17 protein-coding genes are annotated in these 19278 nt (G+C 64.3%); 8 read left to right on the forward strand and 9 right to left on the reverse strand.

Annotated features, from left to right (window positions below):
• The first annotated feature begins 66 nt into the window (after positions 1-66).
• Entirely contained in the window at positions 67-1359 is a 1293-nt protein-coding gene (locus CXR03_RS09365) for a sensor histidine kinase (protein WP_104103551.1), read from the forward strand.
• Complete coding sequence (locus CXR03_RS09370) at positions 1356-1997, forward strand: response regulator transcription factor (RefSeq protein ID WP_104103552.1); 642 nt, start codon at positions 1356-1358, stop codon at positions 1995-1997. The genes CXR03_RS09365 and CXR03_RS09370 overlap by 4 nt, the downstream gene beginning before the upstream one ends.
• On the opposite strand, the gene CXR03_RS09375 is transcribed toward CXR03_RS09370, so the two are convergent.
• Entirely contained in the window at positions 1994-3727 is a 1734-nt protein-coding gene (locus CXR03_RS09375; RefSeq protein WP_104103554.1) for an alpha-glucosidase, read from the reverse strand. The two genes, CXR03_RS09370 and CXR03_RS09375, sit on opposite strands and share 4 nt — an antisense overlap.
• 273 nt (positions 3728-4000) lie before the next feature.
• Between CXR03_RS09375 and CXR03_RS09380 the strand changes: the two genes are divergently transcribed.
• The 4 genes from CXR03_RS09380 to CXR03_RS09395 all read left to right on the forward strand — a co-directional run bounded on the left by CXR03_RS09380 (position 4001) and on the right by CXR03_RS09395 (position 8695).
• A complete protein-coding gene (locus CXR03_RS09380; protein WP_258073579.1) occupies positions 4001-5224 on the forward strand; it encodes an MFS transporter in 1224 nt (407 codons plus the stop codon).
• 91 nt (positions 5225-5315) lie between these two features.
• Entirely contained in the window at positions 5316-6338 is a 1023-nt protein-coding gene (ligD, locus tag CXR03_RS09385; protein WP_181034547.1) for a non-homologous end-joining DNA ligase, read from the forward strand.
• Between the two features lie 101 nt (positions 6339-6439).
• Positions 6440-7807, forward strand: a complete 1368-nt coding sequence (nhaA, locus tag CXR03_RS09390) for a Na+/H+ antiporter NhaA (protein WP_104103555.1) — start codon at positions 6440-6442, stop codon at positions 7805-7807.
• Positions 7808-7921: 114 nt separating this feature from the next.
• Positions 7922-8695: a glycosyltransferase family A protein gene (locus CXR03_RS09395; protein WP_104104078.1), complete on the forward strand. Its 774-nt coding sequence runs from the start codon at positions 7922-7924 to the stop codon at positions 8693-8695.
• Here the strand turns inward: CXR03_RS09395 and CXR03_RS09400 are convergent.
• On the reverse strand, positions 8677-9621 hold the full coding sequence (locus tag CXR03_RS09400) for an alpha/beta fold hydrolase (RefSeq protein WP_104103557.1): 945 nt from the start codon (positions 9619-9621) through the stop codon (positions 8677-8679). The genes CXR03_RS09395 and CXR03_RS09400 overlap by 19 nt on opposite strands.
• Before the next feature lie 144 nt (positions 9622-9765).
• Between CXR03_RS09400 and CXR03_RS09405 the strand changes: the two genes are divergently transcribed.
• Complete coding sequence (locus CXR03_RS09405; RefSeq protein WP_258073580.1) at positions 9766-10575, forward strand: 1-acyl-sn-glycerol-3-phosphate acyltransferase; 810 nt, start codon at positions 9766-9768, stop codon at positions 10573-10575.
• A gap of 42 nt (positions 10576-10617) precedes the next feature.
• Here CXR03_RS09405 and CXR03_RS09410 read toward each other — a convergent pair whose 3' ends face one another.
• Both CXR03_RS09410 and CXR03_RS09415 read right to left on the reverse strand, forming a co-directional pair.
• A complete protein-coding gene (locus CXR03_RS09410; RefSeq protein ID WP_104103560.1) occupies positions 10618-11460 on the reverse strand; it encodes an alpha/beta fold hydrolase in 843 nt (280 codons plus the stop codon).
• Positions 11461-11533: 73 nt separating this feature from the next.
• Complete coding sequence (locus tag CXR03_RS09415; protein ID WP_104054297.1) at positions 11534-13162, reverse strand: DASS family sodium-coupled anion symporter; 1629 nt, start codon at positions 13160-13162, stop codon at positions 11534-11536.
• Between the two features lie 107 nt (positions 13163-13269).
• On the opposite strand from CXR03_RS09415, the gene CXR03_RS09420 reads away from it, so the two are divergent.
• The gene (locus tag CXR03_RS09420) at positions 13270-14403 is read left to right on the forward strand and encodes a tartrate dehydrogenase (RefSeq protein WP_104054296.1); all 1134 of its coding nucleotides are present in this window, start codon (positions 13270-13272) and stop codon (positions 14401-14403) included.
• On the opposite strand, the gene CXR03_RS09425 is transcribed toward CXR03_RS09420, so the two are convergent.
• The 5 genes from CXR03_RS09425 to CXR03_RS09445 all read right to left on the reverse strand — a co-directional run bounded on the left by CXR03_RS09425 (position 14400) and on the right by CXR03_RS09445 (position 19170).
• Positions 14400-15464: a tartrate dehydrogenase gene (locus CXR03_RS09425; protein ID WP_104104079.1), complete on the reverse strand. Its 1065-nt coding sequence runs from the start codon at positions 15462-15464 to the stop codon at positions 14400-14402. The two genes, CXR03_RS09420 and CXR03_RS09425, sit on opposite strands and share 4 nt — an antisense overlap.
• A gap of 83 nt (positions 15465-15547) precedes the next feature.
• A complete protein-coding gene (locus CXR03_RS09430; protein WP_104103561.1) occupies positions 15548-16282 on the reverse strand; it encodes an AAA family ATPase in 735 nt (244 codons plus the stop codon).
• Positions 16283-16314: 32 nt separating this feature from the next.
• Positions 16315-16902 (reverse strand): hypothetical protein, encoded by a 588-nt coding sequence (locus CXR03_RS09435; RefSeq protein ID WP_104103563.1) that lies wholly within the window; start codon positions 16900-16902, stop codon positions 16315-16317.
• A gap of 14 nt (positions 16903-16916) precedes the next feature.
• A complete protein-coding gene (locus tag CXR03_RS09440; protein WP_104103564.1) occupies positions 16917-18065 on the reverse strand; it encodes a zinc-dependent alcohol dehydrogenase in 1149 nt (382 codons plus the stop codon).
• A 61-nt stretch (positions 18066-18126) separates the two neighbouring features.
• Complete coding sequence (locus CXR03_RS09445) at positions 18127-19170, reverse strand: LacI family DNA-binding transcriptional regulator (protein WP_104054292.1); 1044 nt, start codon at positions 19168-19170, stop codon at positions 18127-18129.
• Between the last annotated feature and the right edge of the window lie 108 nt (positions 19171-19278).

The following is a 19278-nucleotide window of genomic DNA, read 5'->3' on the forward strand; positions in this document are numbered from 1 at the left end:
GGGCTGAGCCTACGCTCCACCAAACGGTTGATGTGCCCGGGATCGGCGGAGCCTAGGCTGGACCATATGAGTGCTGCCTACCCACGGACCGACGGCGCTTCCCCCGGCGACGTGGTGCTGCGGGCACTGCGCATCGCCCTGCACACCGCGTTTGCCGGCCTGCTCCTGCTGGCGGTGATCCAGATGAGCATGACTGCGCAGGCCTGGCCGGTGCGCGCGTGCGCCTATGCGGGAAGTGCAGTGCTGGCCGCGGTGTACGTCGCAGGCACCGTAATTGAGAGCCGGCACGCCTCCACCGGCAGGGGACCGGATCCCCGCCGCTACGGCGCAGCCTGGCTCGCTGTGGTGACAGTGCTGTGGCTGTGCCTGCTGGTCATCAGCCCGGAGTTCTCCTGGCTGGCCTTCCCGTTGTTCTTCCTGGACCTTCAGCTGCTGCGGACCGTCCCGGCGCTCGGAGCCGTTCTGGTCACCACTGCCGCCGTGATTCTGGCGCAGTGGGCGCGCACCGGTCAGCCGAGTGCAGCCGCCTTCCTCGGCCCGGTGATCGGTGCACTGTTTGCGGTCGTCATGGGCAGCGCGTATTCATCCCTTCACCGTGAAAGCGTCAACCAGCGCCTTGCGCTCGCGGAGCTGCACCGCACGCGCGGCGAGCTGGCCGCGTCCCAGCACTATGCCGGAGTACTGACCGAGCGCGAACGATTGGCCCGGGAAATCCACGACACCCTGGCCCAGGGCCTGTCCAGCATCGTCCTGCTCTCCCGTGCGGCCGGAAGCGCCCTTGATGCAGGTGACCCGGCACTGGCCAAGGAACGAATCGGGCTGGTCCAGGGCACCGCCGCAGAGAACCTCGCCGAGGCCCGGAGGTTTGTCCGCGGCCTTGCTGCGGCGCCGCTGGAACGGGGTTCCCTCGACGCGCGCCTCGCTGCATTGTGTTCGGATACTGCGCGGCGGGCCGCTGCCGGCGTCGGGTCGCTGCGGTGCATGTTCCGGGTGGACGGGACCCCGGTTCCCCTGCATCCTGCTTATGAGGCCACTCTGCTGCGGGCAGCTCAGTCGCTGCTGGCCAATATTGAGGCCCACGCCGGCGCGTCCAACGCGGTGGTTACCCTGGAATACTCACCGGACTCCGTGGCGCTGGATGTGTTCGACGACGGCGGGGGCTTTGATCCGGAGGCGCTCCCCACCGGCCCCCGGGCCGACGGCTCGGGCTTTGGCCTGCTCTCCCTGCGCGAGCGGATAGCCGACCTGCACGGCTCCCTGAGCGTGGAGTCGGCGCCGGGCGAGGGAACTGTGGTGGCGTTGCGGCTTCCGCTGGATGCAGCCACGGACTCCGCCGCGGTTCCCGGGGCTAACGCATGACCGGCCTCCGCGTCCTGCTGGTGGATGACCACCCGGTGGTCCGGGCCGGGCTGCGGGCCATGCTCGGTGATTTCGACGGGCTGGAGGTAGCGGCAGAAGCCGCTGACGGAGCTGCAGCCATCGCAGAGGTGGCCCGCCAGGAAGCCCTGGGTACGCCGTTTGATGTGGTGCTGATGGATCTGCAGATGGGATCCGGGCTGGACGGCGCGGAGGCGACGCGGCGGATCAGGGCAGCGGGCGGTCCGCCGGTCCTTATTCTCACCACGTATGACAGCGACGCGGACATTCTTGCCGCCGTCGACGCCGGCGCCGCCGGTTACATGCTGAAGGACGCGGCGCCGGAAGAGATCCGTGCTGCTGTCGCAGCCGCTGCGCAGGGTCGGACGGCGCTTGCTCCCCAGGTGGCCGGACGCCTGCTCGGTCAGCTGCGCAGTCCGGAAACTACGCTGAGTCCGCGTGAACTGGAACTGCTTCAGCTGCTGGCCGACGGCATGGCCAACCGTGCGATGGCCCGGCAGCTCTTCATTTCCGAGGCCACGGTCAAGACGCATTTGGTGCACATCTACGAAAAGCTCGGCGTGGACAACCGTACGGCTGCCGTCAATGAGGCGCGGAAGCGGAGGATCATCCGGCGCTAGGAGCCCTGCGGCTCAGACCCGGGCGGTGGGGAAACCGGCGTTAGGCGGTGCACTCGGGCTTCCCACGGCCGCAGCACCTTGGGGTCGCCGGGCGCCCTGTAGTTACCCAGCACCAGTTCCGGACCGCGCAGATAGGCGGGCACGGGAAGCAAACCGGCGGAGACGTTGCACATGATGATCAGCTCCTCGTTGCCCAGGCGGCGCCGGAAGGCAAAAAGCTGCGGGTCGTTGGGTTCCAGCATTTCAAAGTCCCCCAGGGATACCACCAAGGATTCGTGACGGAGCTGGATCAGCCGCTGATAGTAACGAAAAATTGACTTCTCGGAGGTCCTGTCCGCCGCGGCGTTAACGGACCGGTAATTGGGATTGACGTCTATCCAGGGTTTGCTTGCACTAAACCCCGCATTGGGGGAGTCATCCCACTGCATGGGAGTTCGTGCGTTGTCACGGCTGACCTTTCCCAGCATGTCCAGCACATGTTCCTCGTTTATGCCCCTGGTGACCGCGTAGTCATAGTAGGCGAGCGATTCCACATCCCGGTACTGGTCCAGTGACGTGAAGCCGGCATTGGTCATTCCGATTTCGTCGCCCTGGTAAATGAACGGCGTGCCGCGCTGCAGATGGATCACCGTTGCCCACAGGGTGGCTGATTCATATCGGTACTTGACGTCATCGCCGAAACGCGACACCGACCGGGGCTGGTCGTGGTTTCCCAGGTAAAGGCTGTTCCAGCCGCGGTCTGCCAGCGAGCGCTGCCACCGGTTCGCGATCGTCTTGAAGTCGCGCAGCTTCATGGGCAGGTGGTCCCACTTGCCGCCCGGCCCGTGATCCAGGCGCATGTGCTCGAACTGGAAGACCATGTCCAGCTCCCCGCGCAGGGAATCGGTGAACAGCACCGCCTCCTCCACCGTCACGCCGTCGGTCTCTCCCACCACCAGATACTCACTGGTCCGGAAATCGAAGACCGCCCGCATCATCTCCTGGATGAACTCGTGCACCCGGGGACCGGAGACGTAGAAAGGAGCCCCGTTCGCGTACATCCCGCCGCTTCCCACCGGGCTGTCCGGCAGGGCGGGCCGTTTGGAAATGAAGTTGATGGCGTCCATGCGGAACCCGTCAATGCCCCGGTCCAGCCACCAGTTCATCATTGCGTAGACACGGGTACGGACGCGGGTGCTTTCCCAGTTCAGGTCCGGCTGGTGGGGACTGAACAGGTGCAGGTAGTACTGCTCCGTTCGGGGGTCGTATTCCCATGCGCTGCCGCCAAAGATGGATCCCCAGTTGTTCGGTTCGGCGCCCGGGTTATCGGGAGAAAATCCCCGCCGCGGATCCCGCCAATAGTAGGAGTCCCGCGACACGTTGCTGCGGGATGACGATGAGACCACAAAGGCCGAGTGCTGGTCGGAGGTGTGGTTCACCACCAGGTCCATGATCAGTTTCATGCCGCGCCGGTGCACTTCGGCCAGCAGATGGTCGAACTCCTCTTCGGTGCCGTACAGGTGGTCGATGCGCCGGTAGTTGGAGATGTCATAACCGTTGTCATGCTGGGGAGACTGGTGGATGGGGGAGAGCCAGATGACGTCCACCCCCAGCTCGCTGAGGTAGTCCAGACGCTCGATGACACCCGTGATATCGCCGATGCCGTCCCCCGTACTGTCCGAAAAACTCCGCGTGTAGATCTGGTAGACGACGGCGCTGGTCCACCATGCCGGCAGATACGGGTTCCTCATGGGGCAGCGGTCCTTTCGCAGGCCGGATGGGTAGAAGTTTATGTCCGCGGCAGCTCACCCGAACAGGGAAGGGGAGTCTTGCCGCGTCTGCTGCCCGGAGAAAACCTGGGGCCGGTCCTTGCCGCAGGCATGAGAGAAGAGCCACACTTACCGGTCTTTGTTTCACTCTCGATTTTCGGGAGGCGTAACGTTGTTCCGCCGGTTCATCAGGGGCCTGGCCCGGCACAATATCCTTCTCACCATGACCCCGGGACAAGACAACAGGAGTATGCGGTGACGCGCGGCGTTTCGGAATCCGGCCAAAGACTGTGGACCAAGGGGTTCGTCCTGGCCATCATCACCAACTTTTTCCTCTCGCTGGTGTTCTACCTGTTGATGACCACCATGGCGCTTTATGCCGTTGAGCAGTTCTCCGCCTCGGACAGCGCTTCCGGTTTTGCCTCCGGTTCCTTCGTTATCGGGGCTCTCGTGGCCCGCGTTTTCAGCGGAAAGTTCCTGGACTTCATCGGACGGAGACGCCTGCTGCTGGGCGGCCTGGCGGTTTTCACGGCGGCTGCCCTGCTCTATCCACTGGCGGACAGCCTGGCCGTGTTGCTGGCCATCCGGCTGTTCCACGGTGCTGCCTTCGGTGCGGCCAGCACTTCCATTTCCGCGTCCGTCATGGGACTGATTCCGGTCCGGCGCCGAGGGGAAGGCACCGGGTACTTCGGCATCTCCACCACACTGGCCACCGCCGTCGGCCCCTTTCTGGCCGTGCTGATTGTGGACACCATGACCTACGATTTCCTGTTCCTGACCAGCGCCGCCTGCGCAGCCCTGGCCCTGGTTGTTGCCCTGATGCTTCGGCTGCCCGAACGCACGCCCACGCCGGCGGAACAGGCGCGTAAGTGGCATCTTCGCTTTGCGGACATTCTGGATCCTGCAGCCTTGCCCATTGCCACCGTGATGTTTGTGGCAGGTGCCTCATACGCCGGCATCCTGACGTTCCTGAACTCCTATGCCAAGGAGGAGAATTTGGTGAGCGCAGCCAGCGCCTTCTTCCTGGTGTATGCCGCCGTGGTGCTGCTTTCGCGGCTGTTCATGGGACGGCTGCAGGACAAGTACGGGGACAACGCCGTCATTTATCCAACGCTCGTCTCCTTCGCCGCCGGCCTGGCCATGCTGGCCTGGGCGCCCAACGGCCTGGTGCTGGCGGCGGCAGGAGTGTTTGTGGGCATCGGCTTCGGCGCCCTGGTTCCCACCGCCCAGGCCATCGCCGTGACCATGGCGCCGCCGCACCGCATTGGCCTGGCAACCTCCACCTACTTCATCATGATGGACGCCGGCGTCGGCCTCGGCCCGCTTGCCCTGGGTGCATTAGTGTCCGTCACCGGGTTCCACGGCATGTACTGGCTGCTGGCCGGGTGCATCTTAGCGGCCACGGTGCTCTACCATTTTGTCCACGGCCACAAGCGCTACCGCCGCAGCGCTGAAGCACCGGTTGATGTACCCGCCTGACCGCCCCCCGGCAGGCAACCGGCGCGCAACCGGCGCGTACCCACCGGCGCCGAACGGTGACGGCACCGGCATTTCCGAGTAGGTTATGGCCATGGCTGGCAAAGCAACCACCCTGACTGTCCCTGGCCCCCACGGCGAGCGCGAGATGCGCATCTCCAGCCCGGACCGCGTGCTGTGGACCGAACAGGGGCTAACCAAGCTTGACCTCGCGCATTATGTGGCGGAGGTTGGTAACGCCTTCATCACCGCCAACGGGGACCGCCCGGTGTCACTGCAGAGATTCCCGGAAGGGATCGACGGCGAACAGTTCTTCTCGAAGAACCCGCCAAAGGGAGCGCCGGACTTCATCCGCGCCGTCACCGTGACCTACCCGAGCGCCCGGTCCCACCCGCAACTGGTGCTCGACGAGCCTGCGGCTGCCGTGTGGGCCGTGCAGATGAACACTGTGGTTTTCCACCCCTGGCCGTCCCGGGCCGAGAACACCGACAATCCGGACCAGCTGCGCATAGATCTGGATCCGCAGCCCGGCACCGACTTCGACGACGCCGTTCCCGCCGCGCTTGAGCTGCGTGCGGTCCTGGCCGAAGCCGGTCTGGAAGCATTCATCAAGACGTCGGGGAACCGCGGCCTTCACGTCTATGCCCCAATCACCGCAGACCACGAGTTCCTCGACGTCCGGCACGCAGTCATCGCGGCGGCACGTGAGCTTGAACGCCGCATGCCGGAGCACGTCACCACGGCCTGGTGGAAGGAAGAGCGCGGCCAGAAGATCTTTGTGGATTTCAACCAGGCCAACCGGGACCGCACCATTGCCGGTGCCTACAGCCCGCGGGCGCTGCCGCATGCACCGGTGTCCACTCCGCTCCGCTGGGACGAACTGGAGAAGGCTGATCCCCGGAAGTTCACCGTCCTCACAGTCCCGGAACGCCTGCGAACGGTGGGGGACCCATGGGCAGACATGGGCGCCAATCCCGGCAGCATTGACGTGCTGCTGCAGTGGTGGCAGCGGGACGTGGACGCCGGTCTGGGAGAGATGCCGTTCCCGCCGGATTATCCCAAGATGCCCGGTGAACCGATGCGGGTCCAGCCCAGCCGTGCGCGCAAAAAGGACTAGCCGTGCACGCAAGAAGGCTTAGTTTCCCGTAAAGTGGAGCGAAGGTGCGCCGGGAAGTCTGGTCGGCAACAACATTGTCGACCGCTTTTTCAGGAGCTTCCATGCCGTCCAACACCTCACCGGAGCCTCAGTCGCCCGGATCCAAGACCTCCGCTGACCGCCCCGGCGTCCTGAGCCGCGGCAGCTACAGCGAAAAGGTCCGCATCGGCGAGATCCTGCGAAAGGAAACCGTCGGCGGCATGCTGCTGGTGGCGGCCGCACTGATCGCCATCGTCTGGGCCAACTCACCGCTTTCGGACAGCTACTTTGCGCTGCGTGACTTTGAAATAGGCTACGAGCCGTGGCATCTGCAGCTGAGTCTGGGGGCTTGGGCTGCAGACGGACTTTTGGCCGTCTTCTTCTTCCTCGTGGGGCTGGAACTCAAGCGGGAGTTCGTCGCCGGCGACCTGCGGAACATCAGCAAGGCCATCGTGCCGGTGGCGGCTGCCGTGGGAGGCGTGGCGGTCCCGGCCGCGATCTATGCCGCCATCAACTGGGGTCACCCCGAAAGGCTGAACGGCTGGGCCATTCCCACCGCCACTGACATTGCCTTCGCCGTTGCCGTGCTCGCTATCATCGGCTCCCACCTGCCGTCCGCCCTGCGGATCTTCCTGCTGACCCTCGCCGTGGTTGACGACCTGCTCGCCATCACCATCATTGCCGTCTTCTACACCGAAGACCTCGAAATCACGCCGCTGCTCCTCGCCGTCGCCGGTCTTGCCCTCTACACCTTCCTGGCGCAAAAGTACCGCCGTTTCTTCGGGCTGAAAGCCTCCGCTGCGTGGTTCATCCTGCTGCCGATCGGCGTCGTCGTCTGGGCACTGGTGCATGCCTCCGGCATCCACGCCACGGTGGCCGGGGTGCTGCTGGGCTTCGCGGTACCCGTGATCCGCAGCCAGGCCAGCGGCGGGCCTGAGGCAGGCCCCGGCCTCTCGGAGATCTTCGAACACCGCTTCCGCCCGCTCTCGGCCGGATTTGCGGTACCGGTTTTCGCGTTCTTCTCCGCCGGCGTCGCAGTGGGCGGCTGGGACGGCTTCATGTCCTCGCTGACCGATCCCATCTCGCTGGGCATCATTGCCGGCCTGGTACTGGGCAAGCCCATCGGGATCCTGGGCACCACCTGGCTGCTCACCAAGCTCACCCGCGCCAAGCTTGATACGTCCTTCAACTGGATCGATCTGTTCGGTGTGGCAGTGCTGGCCGGCATCGGTTTCACCGTCTCGCTGCTGGTCGCGGACCTGAGCTTCGGCCACGGCACCATCCCCAACGACCACGCCAAGGTGGGCATCCTGACGGCATCGATTGTTGCCGCATTGCTCGCGTCCCTGGTGCTGACCCCGCGCAACCGCCACTACCGTGCTGTCGAGGCGGAGGAAAACGTCGACGCCGATGCCGACGGCGTTCCCGACGTCTACCAGCAGGACCGGTAGGACTGAGCCCCGCGCCGGCCGGACTCCTCGGCGGCAGGAAAATTGCGGCTGCGGCCGCTGATGAAGGGACGGGGCATATCCGCCCGGGACGGACGCCGCTACAGTCGGAGCACCATGACGACACTCTCTGTGGTTATTCCGTCCCGCAACGACGCTCCCATGCTCGCTGCCTGCCTCGCCGCCCTGCAGCGGCAAACCCGGCTGCCCGACGAGGTGGTGGTGGTGGACAACGGCAGTACCGATGACACCGCCGCCGTCTGTGCCGCTGCCGGAGTTCGGCGCCTGTTCCTCTCGGTTCCCGGAATCGCCGGGGCAACGGCGGCGGGATTTGACGCAGCCTCCGGGGACCTGCTGGCCCGGCTGGACGCCGATTCGGTTCCGCCGGCCGATTGGGTGGCACGCGTGGAGCGAATCCTCATTGCCCAGGGGCCGATGACTGCGGTGACCGGTCCCGGAGACTTCTACGGCGGCAACCGGCTCACCCGCTGGATCGGCCAGAACATCTACATTGCCGGCTACATCCATGTGGTCGGAGCGCTCCTGGGCCACCCGCCGCTTTTCGGGTCCAACTTTGGCATGTCCGCATCGATGTGGGCCCAGCTGCGGCCGCTGGTCCACAGGGACCTGCACGAGGTCCATGACGATCTGGACCTGAGCTACCAGATCCGGCCCTGGATGTCCGTGCTGTACGACCCGACCCTGAGGGTGGGAGTGTCAGCCCGTCCCTTCGACAACTGGAGCGGACTGAAGCGCCGGTTGATCATGGCCTGGCAGACCTTTGACCTGGATTTCCGCAGCGAATCTCCTCGGGTCCGGCGTCGTGCCCGGCGTCGCGCCCGCCTGCAGGCTGGAGGGATCGTTCCGCCGGATCAGCCGGCAGAAGCGTAGAGCGCCAGAAGGTCACGGCTGAGCTGGTGCGGCGCGTCCTCACAGGGTCCGTGACCCGCGCCGTAGGCGGCAAAGCGGGCGCCAATGGATTCAGCGAACGAGTAATGCAGGTATTGCGGCCACACATCCGCGCGGCCCACAGCCACCAGCTTGGGCTGAGGAGCCGCCTTGAGGGCGGCACGCAGGTCCGGTGACCGCTTCATCAATCCCACAATGTCCCGGAGCGAGTCATTCCGCGTGTAGTCAAAGCGGTGACTGATGAAGTCCATGCGGGATGCCGGCACCCCGACAAAGTTCTTGCGGATGCCCCAGACGATGAGTCCGGCCTGCATCTTGTCATTGACCAGGGGGCTAAACCTGCCCACCCGGCTGACGGTGCGGAAGCTCTGGCCCGGAACCGGCGGACAGCTGAGCAGGCACAGGGAACGGAAAAGGTCAGGACGGCGGGTGAGGGCAATCTGGGACACGATGCCGGCAAAGGAGTAGCCCAGCACGTGCGCCGGCCCGCTGAGGGAATCCAGGACGGTTAGGACGTCATTCACGAACAGGTCATACTCGTAGTGGCTCTGCGGCGGCGTCAATCTCTCCGGTCCTGCCCCGGCTGACTCATATTGCCCGGCCAGGTCGAAGCTGATGACGTAGTATCCCGCAGCAGCCAGTATCGGCATCATGAGGGAAAAGTCTTCCTTGGATCCCATTGCTCCGGGCACCAGGACCACGGGTGGATCGGCCGGCGCTCCCATGGTCCGCATGGCCAGTGTTCCGCTGGGCGCTGAAAAGGGGCGGTCAACAGATCCTGCCGGGGGCATTGCCCAGTTGATCTCTCCCAGTTGGGCATCGAGCCGCTGAGCGTCGTCGAGAAGGACCGGATGTGCTTTGAGAGCTCCCCGGCCTCCGCGCACCCGTGCCAGGTTTCGCCATGCCATACGCCACAGTAACCACGGAGCATGGCCCGGGGGCAGGGAGGACGGCCAAAAGCCGGCTGTGACTGCCGGTACTTCCGTGCGGGAATGCGGCCCCGAAGCAGATAGAATCATTGTCCTGCCCGGATAATCCACGAGGAGATGACGTTGAAGTTTCCCCCCAACAAGTACGTCTACCGCAGCATCGTTTTGACCGGGATCGCCTCGACCAAGATCTTCCGGATCCCCGTCCTGCCCTCCGGCCTCGAAAACCTTCCCCGTAATGAAGAGATCCACGGGCTGACCCGGACAGCTGTTCCCGGCAAGGGCGCGGTGGTGGCCATCACTCATTTCGGTTATCTGGATTTTGTTTTCGCCGAGTATCTGGTGTGGAAGAAGCTCCGGGCACACATGCGCTTCCTGGTCACCAAGAAAGCGGCACGTAAACCCTTCGTCAAAGCCGTCTGTGAGATGTGTGAGCACATCATTGTGGACCGGTCCAACGGCGCCGCCGCTTACACGGAGTCAGTGGAGGCCCTGCGCCGCGGCGAGTATCTTGCCGTGCTCCCGGAAGCCGGCGTCAGCCGCAGCTTCAGCGTACGTAAGCTCAAGACGGGCGCGGTCCGGATGGCAGCCGAAGCCGGCGTACCCATCATTCCCGTCTCGGTCTGGGGCAGCCACCGCATGCTCACCCGCGGCGGACACGGACTTAGCCTGAAATCCGTGTGGAAGAACCCGGTGCGGATCCATGTCAGTCCGATGATGCAGGTTGCCCCTGATGCGTCGGTACCCGAAGCGACCGAGCTGCTGCAGAAAACCCTCCAGGCCGGCATGGACCACTGCATCGACACCTATCCGGTGAAACCTGAACCGGGCGCCTGGTGGATGCCCGTCAGCCGCGGCGGCAGCGCCATGACCGTGGAAGAGCAGCTCGTCCTGGATGAAGAGGACCGCGAGAAGTACAAGATCACCGGCTAGCCGTCCGGCAGCTGCAGTTCCTGTTCAGGTGCGCTTCCTGTTTCAGCTGTCCAGGAAGTCCAGCAGGGCGGCGTTGACCTCGTCGGCGTGGGTCCAGAGCAGGCCGTGCGGCGCATCCTCCACCTCCACGTACCGGGCGTCGGGAAGCGCCTGTGAAAACGGACGGCCGGTTGCGTCGATGGGCAGGATGTTGTCGGCAGTACCGTGCAGGATGAGGACCGGAAGCCCTGATTCCCGGACCTTAACGACGTCGTCCCGGAAATCCGTAAGCCAGGACGGCACCACGGCGTACGCCGCCCGCGGCGCGCTTCCCGCAGCCACGTTCCAGCTGCCCCGGACGGCCTCTTCGCTGATGCGGGTGCCCAGGTTTTCCGGCAGGTTGTAGAAGTCGGAAAAGAAGCTGTTGAACCAGGCAAACCGGTCTACCTGGGCGGCCGTGGCGATACCTTCAAAGACCTCGGTCGGCACGCCGGTTGGATTGTCATCGGTCTGCAGCAGGAACGGTTCCAGCGAGGCGAGGAAGGCCAGGCCGCCGATTCTCTCGGTGCCGTGCCGGCCAACGTAGCGGGCGAGTTCCCCGGTGCCCATGGAGAAGCCCACCAGTACCACGTCCCGCAGGTCCAGTTCATTGATGATCGTGGAGAGATCATCGGCGAAAGTGTCGTAGTCATAGCCGGAGTTCGGGTGGCTGGACCGTCCGAATCCGCGCCGGTCATAAGTAATCACCCGGTAGCCCCCGCCCAGCAGGGCACGGGTTTGCCGCTCCCAGGAATCTCCGTCCAGCGGATAGCCGTGGATCAGCAGCACCGGCCGGCCGGACCCCTGGTCCTGGTAATGGAGGTTGATGTCTCCGGTGTTCTCGGTCCCTACAGTGACATGGGGCATGGCTGTTCCTTTCGAGGGCGACGTCATTTCGGGCTGGTGAAGACTGCAGCGTCCTGACTTTGCGCTGCGGGAGCTAACCGCCAATTCCTACGACGGCAATCATCACGGGCACGAGGGCAATAATGAGGACGGCTCCAAGAATGTCGAAGAACAGTCCGGTGCGGATCATCCGCGTGATGGGTACGGCGCCGGTTCCGTAGACAATGGCATTCTGCGGTGTGGACACCGGCAGCATGAACCCGAAGGACGCGGCGAAGGTGGCTGCCAGAGCCGGCACAAAGGGGTCGACGCCAATGGCCTGGCACAGGGGGATCACGATCGGCACGATCACCGCGGCGGAAGCGGTGTTGGACGTGGTTTCCGAGATCAGGATGGCCAGGATTGCGGAGAACGCTGTGATGGCCACGATGTTGGTGATGTTCAGGTTCTCCGAGGCGCCCTTGCCGATCGTCTCGGCAAGGCCGGTGGAGGCGAGCAGCGCACCGAAGATAATGCCGGTTCCGAAGAGCAGGATGGTGCCCCAGTCGATCTTGGCTGCGTCGGACCAGGTCAGGGTGGCCTGCCGCTGCTTCCAGTTCACGGGCAGGATAAACAGCAGGGAGGCACCGAGGACGGCCACAATTCCTTCATCCAGGCGGTCGTCCAAGAAGATGTACGCTTCGGATTCCGTGCCACCGATCAGGCTCGCGACGGCGGGGGCCAGCCACAGGGTGACGGTCACGCCGAAGGCTATGAGCGTGTTGACCTCCGCCCGTGACATTTTTCCCTGGGCCTCTCGCTGCTCGCGCACATAGTCTTCCACGCCCTCCAAGCGGCGGATTTCCGGCTTGTTCAGCAGCAGCATCACCAGGGACAGCACCACAAACATCGCCAGGCACACGGGGGCGGCAATGGCCATCCACTGGGCGAAGGAAATGCGGACACCGGTTGCTTCTTCGATCAGTCCGCGGCCAATGAGGTTCGGAGGCGAACCGACAGGCGTGAGCAGTCCGCCCACGCTGGCGCCATAGGCCAGCATCAGGAGCAGGGCGGCACCGACGCGCATCCGCAGCGGATCGAAATCAGCTTTGACGATGCCCCGGTCCTGCATCAGTTTGGCGATGACCACCAGCACACCCAGCGCGGTGGGCATCAGCATGGCGACGGTGGCGGTGTTTGAAACGAAGGCCGACAGCAGGCAGGTAATCACACCGAAGGCGATCACCACCCGATAGGTGGATTTCCCTACCCCGGGCGCGGAGAGCACGGCAAAGGCCAGGCGCTGTGCTATGCCGTGCTTGAGCATGGCCTGCGCCAGGATGAAGGCGCCGATGAAGGTGAAGATGGTGGTTGATCCGAACGGAGCCAGGACGGCACTGGCCGGGGCCACCCCCAGGATCACGATGGCCGCGACGCCGATGAGCCCGCCGATCGGGATGGGCACGGGCTCGCAGATCCACAGGACAATGACCCCCAGCAGGATTGCGGCGAGCATGTGCTGCTGTAAATCCAGGTTTAGGGGGAGCAGTGCGAAAACGACGGCGACGACGGGGGCCAGGAACAGGCCGATGGTTTGGCGGACGCGTTCAAACTTCTCCTCCCGGGGCGAGAGCGTCTGTTCGCTGAGACTGCGGAAGGTGGTGCCTCCCAAAAGCGCTGCGCGAACATCTGTGCGTTGCGGGGCGCCCGAATCCTCGGTTGGAGCCGGCTGTTGCGTATACACAATCGGGGTCCTTCCTCGTTGAATGCGTTCACTATGGCGTAGTACCTTGTGCTGCGTCCAGAACCTGTTATGCACTTTCTTGAAGAAAGAGCCAAAAGGAGCAAATTATGCGGGTACAAAAATGCTTTCGAATAGCCGCCATTCCGGCCGACGGAGTGGGTAAGGAAGTGATTGCCGCAGGCCGGCGGGTCCTGGATGCCCTGGCTGATCAGTCCGGGGGAAATCCGGACGGGAGCGCGGAAGGCTCCTTCGGGTTTGAGTGGCAGGAGTTCCCCTGGGGCTCCGAGTATTACGCCGAGCACGGCCGCATGATGGATCCGGAGGGGCTTGATGTGCTGCGCGGCTTCGACGCCATTTACTTCGGAGCCGTGGGGTGGGAGAACGTTCCGGACCATGTGAGCCTGTGGGGGCTGCGGCTGAACATCACGCAGAACTTTGACCAGTGGGCCAATGTGCGCCCGGTGACATTCCTGCCGGGCATCGAGTCCCCGCTGCGCAAGGCCGACCGGGTGCCGCTGGACTGGGTGGTGGTCCGGGAAAACAGCGAAGGCGAATACGCCGGTCTGGGAGGGCGCAATCTCTCGGGCAGGGGACCGGGCAACGAAGTGGCTGTACAAACCGCGCTGTTCACGGAAAAGGGCTGCGAGCGCATTATCCGTTTCGCCTTTGACCTGGCCCGAACCCGCCCGGTGCGCAAGGTTTCCAGTGTCACCAAGTCCAATGCCCAGCAGTACGGTTCAGTGCTCTGGGACGATGTCTTTAAGCGCGTGGCTGCCGACTATCCGGATGTGAGAACCGAGAGCGTCCTGGTGGATGCGATGAGCGCCAAGTTTGTCCTGCATCCGGAGGACCTGTCAGTGGTGGTGGCATCCAACCTCTTCGCCGACATCCTCTCAGACCTTGGCTCGGCGCTCGCAGGCAGCCTGGGCCTGGCGGCGAGCGCAAACCTCAACCCGGAGCGCAGGTTCCCGTCCATGTTTGAGCCGGTGCACGGATCGGCTCCCGATATTGCCGGACGCGGGATCTGCAACCCCGTGGGAGCCATCCTGAGTGCCGCGCTGATGCTGGACCATCTGGGCCTGCCCGCCGCGGCCCGGAGGCTGGAGGCCGCGGTGGCAGCAGTCACGGCCGCCGGCATCCGTACCCGCGACGTCGGCGGATCCGCGGACACCGAAGAGGTCACCAACGCCGTCATCGAGGCGCTGCGACTCACCGAGCTGTCCGGTTCGGTTTCCGGCTAACCGATCCGGCCCAGGATTTCGCGGGTGAATTCCTCGGTGCCGGCGGTGCCGCCCAGGTCCCTGGTCCGCACCGGCGAATCCGCCAGCACACCGAACACGGCTTCGAGCACCTCGGCTCCGGCCTCCGGATGCCCGAGGTGGTCCAGCATCATGGATGCGGACCAGATGGCCCCCAGCGGATTTGCCACGCCCTGGCCGTAAATGTCAGGGGCGGAGCCGTGCACGGGCTCGAACATGGAGGGGAACTCGCGCTCGGGGTTGAGGTTGGCGGAGGGGGCGATGCCGATGCTGCCGGCAATGGCCGCCGCCAGGTCGCTGAGGATGTCCCCGAACAGGTTGGAGCCAACAATTACGTCGAAGCGGGACGGGTTCAGCACCACCTTCGCGGCGAGCGCGTCAATGTGCTCCTGGTTCCACTGCACCCCGGGGTAGTCCGCCGCGCGTTCCTGCAGCAGTTCGTCCCAGAAAGGCATGGTGTGGATGATGCCGTTCGATTTGGTGGCGGAGGTCAGTACACCCCGCCTCTGGCCCGCAAGGTCAAAGGCATAATCAAGGATGCGGGTGACACCCTCGCGGGTGAAGACCGATTCCTGGATGGCCATTTCGGAAGGAAGCCCGCGGTTCAGCCGACCGCCGATCTCCGAGTACTCGCCTTCACTGTTTTCACGCACCACCACAAAATCGACGCCGGGGTCCGTCAGCTCACTTCGCAGCGGGCTGGGAACACCGTCCAGGACCCGGATAGGGCGCAGGTTCACGTACTGCCGGAACTCGCGGCGGATGGGAATGAGCAGCCCCCACAGGCTGATATGGTCCGGCACCCCGGGCCAGCCGACCGCGCCGAGCAGAATCGAGTCGTGCCCGCGGATCTGGTCCAGTCCGTCTGCGGGCATCATGGCGCCCTGCTCCAGATAGCGCTGGCAGGACCAGTCGAATTCGTCGTAGGTGAGGTCGATGCCGTGGCGGCGCGCGACGGCGTCGAGCACCGCGCGGGCAGGCGGCAGCACCTCGTGGCCAATGCCGTCGCCGGGAATGAGTGCAATGCGGTAGCGGTCAGTCATGAGCCCCATCACATCGGGAACATACCCGTAATGTCAAAGTCCGGAACAGAACGCGGTCCAGGCGTGAACTGCCCGGTGCTCCGTCATCGGTCCAGAATATGCCGCAGGTACCGGCGTGGCTCGTTCAGGTAGGACTTCCAGTTCGAAACCAGGTCCAGGTCCTCCCAGTTCCGCCGGGCAATTCCATGCTCGCCCGTTTCATAGATGGTGGCTCCCGGCAGGGAAGCCAGCACGGGGGAGTGGGTTGCGCACAGGATCTGGGAGCCATTGGCCGCCAGATCGTCCAAGACGCCGATCATGGCCAGCGTGGAGCTGAAGGACAGCGCTGCCTCCGGCTCGTCCAGGCAGTAGAAGCCGGGGGAATCCAAGTAGGTCTCGGCTACGGCGAGGAAGGACTCTCCATGGCTCATGGTGTGGAAATCGTGGCCGCCCTCAAGCTGGTCCTGGAAGGTGTAGAAACCGTGCATGGTCTCGGCCCGGAGGAAGAACCCCCACCTGGGCGCACCCGCCTGCCGGACCAGTGAAATCCAGCTGCTCAGCGGTGATTCGGTTCCGTGCGTCGAGTGGGCCGAATGAACGCTGCCGCCCTCGGGCCCGAGTCCGTAGGCTGCCGCCACTGCCTCCACAAGGGTGGATTTTCCGCTTCCGTTCTCGCCCACCAGGAAGGTTACCCCCGGGGGCAGTTCCAAACCGGAGTCCACGACGGCGGCCACTGCGGGAATGTTCGCCGGCCAGCGGTCCTTCGGGATGTCTGCGTCTTGCCGAACCCGTACTTCTCGGACCAGCCGCGCATCATCAAGCCCCCGGGATTCTCGCATCCCCCCAGTCTGACATCAGTCCCGCACGAACCTCAGCTTCTGACGGCGCGGACGAGGGCTCGAAGACCGGCGAAGGCCGCCGCGCCGCCCAGAATCCAGGGTCCTGCAGCGACAAAGGGAACCACTGCCTGTTCTTTCAAATCCGCCCGGTTCCTCCCGAACCGGGAGGAAAATCCGTGGGCAGTGAATTCACTTCGCACACCCGACTCGGTCACCGGGTTGTCCGGATGCAGCGTCAGGAAGGAACGCAGGTGACTTCCGCCGGCGTCCACGCGGTCGGCGGCGATAAGGATGAGCCAGTGGGCTGCGCGGGCTTCACCGTAGCGGTAGGCATACCGCCGCATCGCGCCGGAAACTCCCTTGAGCGGCACGGCGGTCCCGAACACGGGAGTCACGAACTGATGTTCGATGGAGCGTTCCCTCGGCTGTTTCTCCGGCTGCCGCTCCGGAAAGTCCCAGTGCGCACCGGTCACCAGGTCCGTGCGTTCTTTCGGCACCGAGGGTCGGTCACCTGGATCCAGGTCCGCACCCCAGCCGGGAATACGCGCCCGCAGCTCCTCGTTGGAGAACTTCCGTTTTGGCACGCCCCCAACGTACGGGGTGCCTGGTGTTTTCGACATGGTGTTCCTCGCCTTCAGGATGCGCTGGGAATGATGAGCGGTTTGATGCAGTTATCCAGCTTGGCCGAGAACATGTGGTAGCCCTCGGCTATGTGTTCCAGGGGTATGCGGTGCGTGATGATGTCACTGGGCTTGAGGTAACCGTTGCGGATGTGCTCAAACAGGCGCGGCCACTGCCTCTTGGCCGGACACTGGTTCATCCTCAGGGTGAGTCCCTTGTTCAGGGCGTCCCCGAACTTTACGGCACTGAATATCGGACCGTAGGCTCCCACGACTGACACGGTGCCGGCCTTCCGCACGGAGTCAATGGCCCAGTTCAGTGCCACCGGAGAACCGCCCTGCAGCTTCAGCTGGGAGGCGGTGACGTTCTGCAGGAAACTTCCGTCCGCCTCCGCACCGGCGGCGTCAATCACCACGTCTGCGCCAAGGTAGTCCGTCGCCTTCTTCATCTCCACCACAATGTCGTCATACTCGGCAAAGTTGTAGGTTTCGGCGTGTGCAAAAGAACGGGCCTTCTCCAGCCGGTACTCGAGGTGGTCGACGACGATGACGCGGCCGGCTCCCATCAGCCAGGAGGACTGGGCGGCGAACAGCCCCACCGGTCCGGCACCGAACACGATGACGGTGTCACCTTCGCCGATCCCGCCCAGCTGTGCACCGAAGTAGCCTGTGGCCAGGGCATCGGTCAGCAGTACTGCGTCTTCCTCGTCCATCCATTCCGGAATGATGCTGGGACCGACATCGGCAAACGGAACACGGACAAACTCGGCCTGTCCGCCGTCGTACCCGCCGCAGGTGTGGGAGTAACCGTAGATGCCGCCCACCGCCGTCGCGTTGGGATTCACATTGTGGCAGTTGGAGTACAGGCCCCGCGAACAGAAATAGCAGGTGCCGCAGTAGATGTTGAACGGGACCATGACGCGGTCACCCACACTCAGGTTCCGCACGGAGGGGCCAACCGCATGCACCACCCCCACAAACTCGTGCCCAAACGTGGTTCCCACCCGGGTATCGGGCATCATCCCGTGGTAAAGGTGCAGGTCGGACCCGCAAATGGCCGCGGCCGTTACCCGGACAATGGCATCGTTCGGGTGCTCAATGGCAGGAATGTCCTTTTCTTCGACACGGACCTTGTACGGCCCGCGGTACACCATGGAGCGCATCGTTTCCCCTTCGCAAGCATGCTGATGGATTTCCCACCCTGCCTGCTTGCGCTTACAGCCGTCAAGGGTTGCTCCGGGCCGGGGGAGCGGTGGAATCCCGCACCACCAGTGAGGTGGCAAGTTCAACGTGGGACGATTCCAGCTCTTCGCCGTTGGCCAGGCGCAGAACGCTGCGCAGCGCAGATCGCCCCATCTCCTGCAGCGGTTGGCTCACTGATGTCAACCGCGGAACGGACTGCTCGGTGAGGTCGGTTCCGTCAAACCCCACCAGGCTGAGATCCTCCGGAACCCTGATGCCGCGACGGCGCGCCTCGTCCAGCACACCCAGGGCCGTGAGGTCGCTGGCGGCAAAAATGGCGGTGGGCGGTTCGGGAAGCGACAGCAGTTGGGCGGCACCACTGACACCGGATTCGCGGTTGAAGGTGCCGCTGACAATGTACTCGTCCGGGACGTCGACCCCTTGCGCTCGCAGTGCGGCCAAATAACCGTGCAGCCGGGCAACGCTGCACTCGGCAGCGTCGGGGCCACCCACATAGGCGATGCGCCGGTGTCCAAGTTCAATCAGGTGTTCGGCGGCCGCTTTTCCTCCCGCCCAGTTGGTAGCTCCGATGCTGACGAATCCGGACGGCGGCGGATTCAGGGGATCTATCACCACCACGGGAATGTTGCGCCTCGCAAAGGCTTCCAACTGGCCAGTGGTGACCTCGGACGTCACGAGAATGAGTCCGCGGCGCCCCGAGTCAGCCATTCGGGAGGACCACTGACGGTGGTCGGTGCTTTTGAGCTTCCCCGGGGTGACCGTGCTGAGAACCACCTCGACGTTCTCGGTTGAAGCTGCGCTGGTGATGCCCGTCAGGACGGCGAGCGAGTAGGACGTATTGAGCCCGTCAAAGACCAGGTCCACCAGGCCCGGAGCACTGCTGCGCAGCCGGCGCTGGACGGGCGACTCATAGCCCAGCCTGCCCAGCGCTGCCTGCACCCGTTCCCGGGTGGGCCCGGCTACGTCATCGCGGCCGTAAATGACCTTGGAAACGGTCGGAACGGAGACCCCGGCCAGTTCGGCCACCTGGGCCAGTGTGGGTTTCTCGGCATGGACCCGATTCACTGTGGCGCTCCTTTGCGAAAGTTTTCGACGTCAGAAGACTGAGTGAAAGTCCTCATATGTGTCAAGAGCGCAGGATTTGGGGATAAAAAACCGCTTGACGAGTGATAA

The organism is Arthrobacter sp. 08Y14, assembly GCF_002929455.1.
GTDB classification, from domain to species: domain Bacteria; phylum Actinomycetota; class Actinomycetes; order Actinomycetales; family Micrococcaceae; genus Arthrobacter_B; species Arthrobacter_B sunyaminii.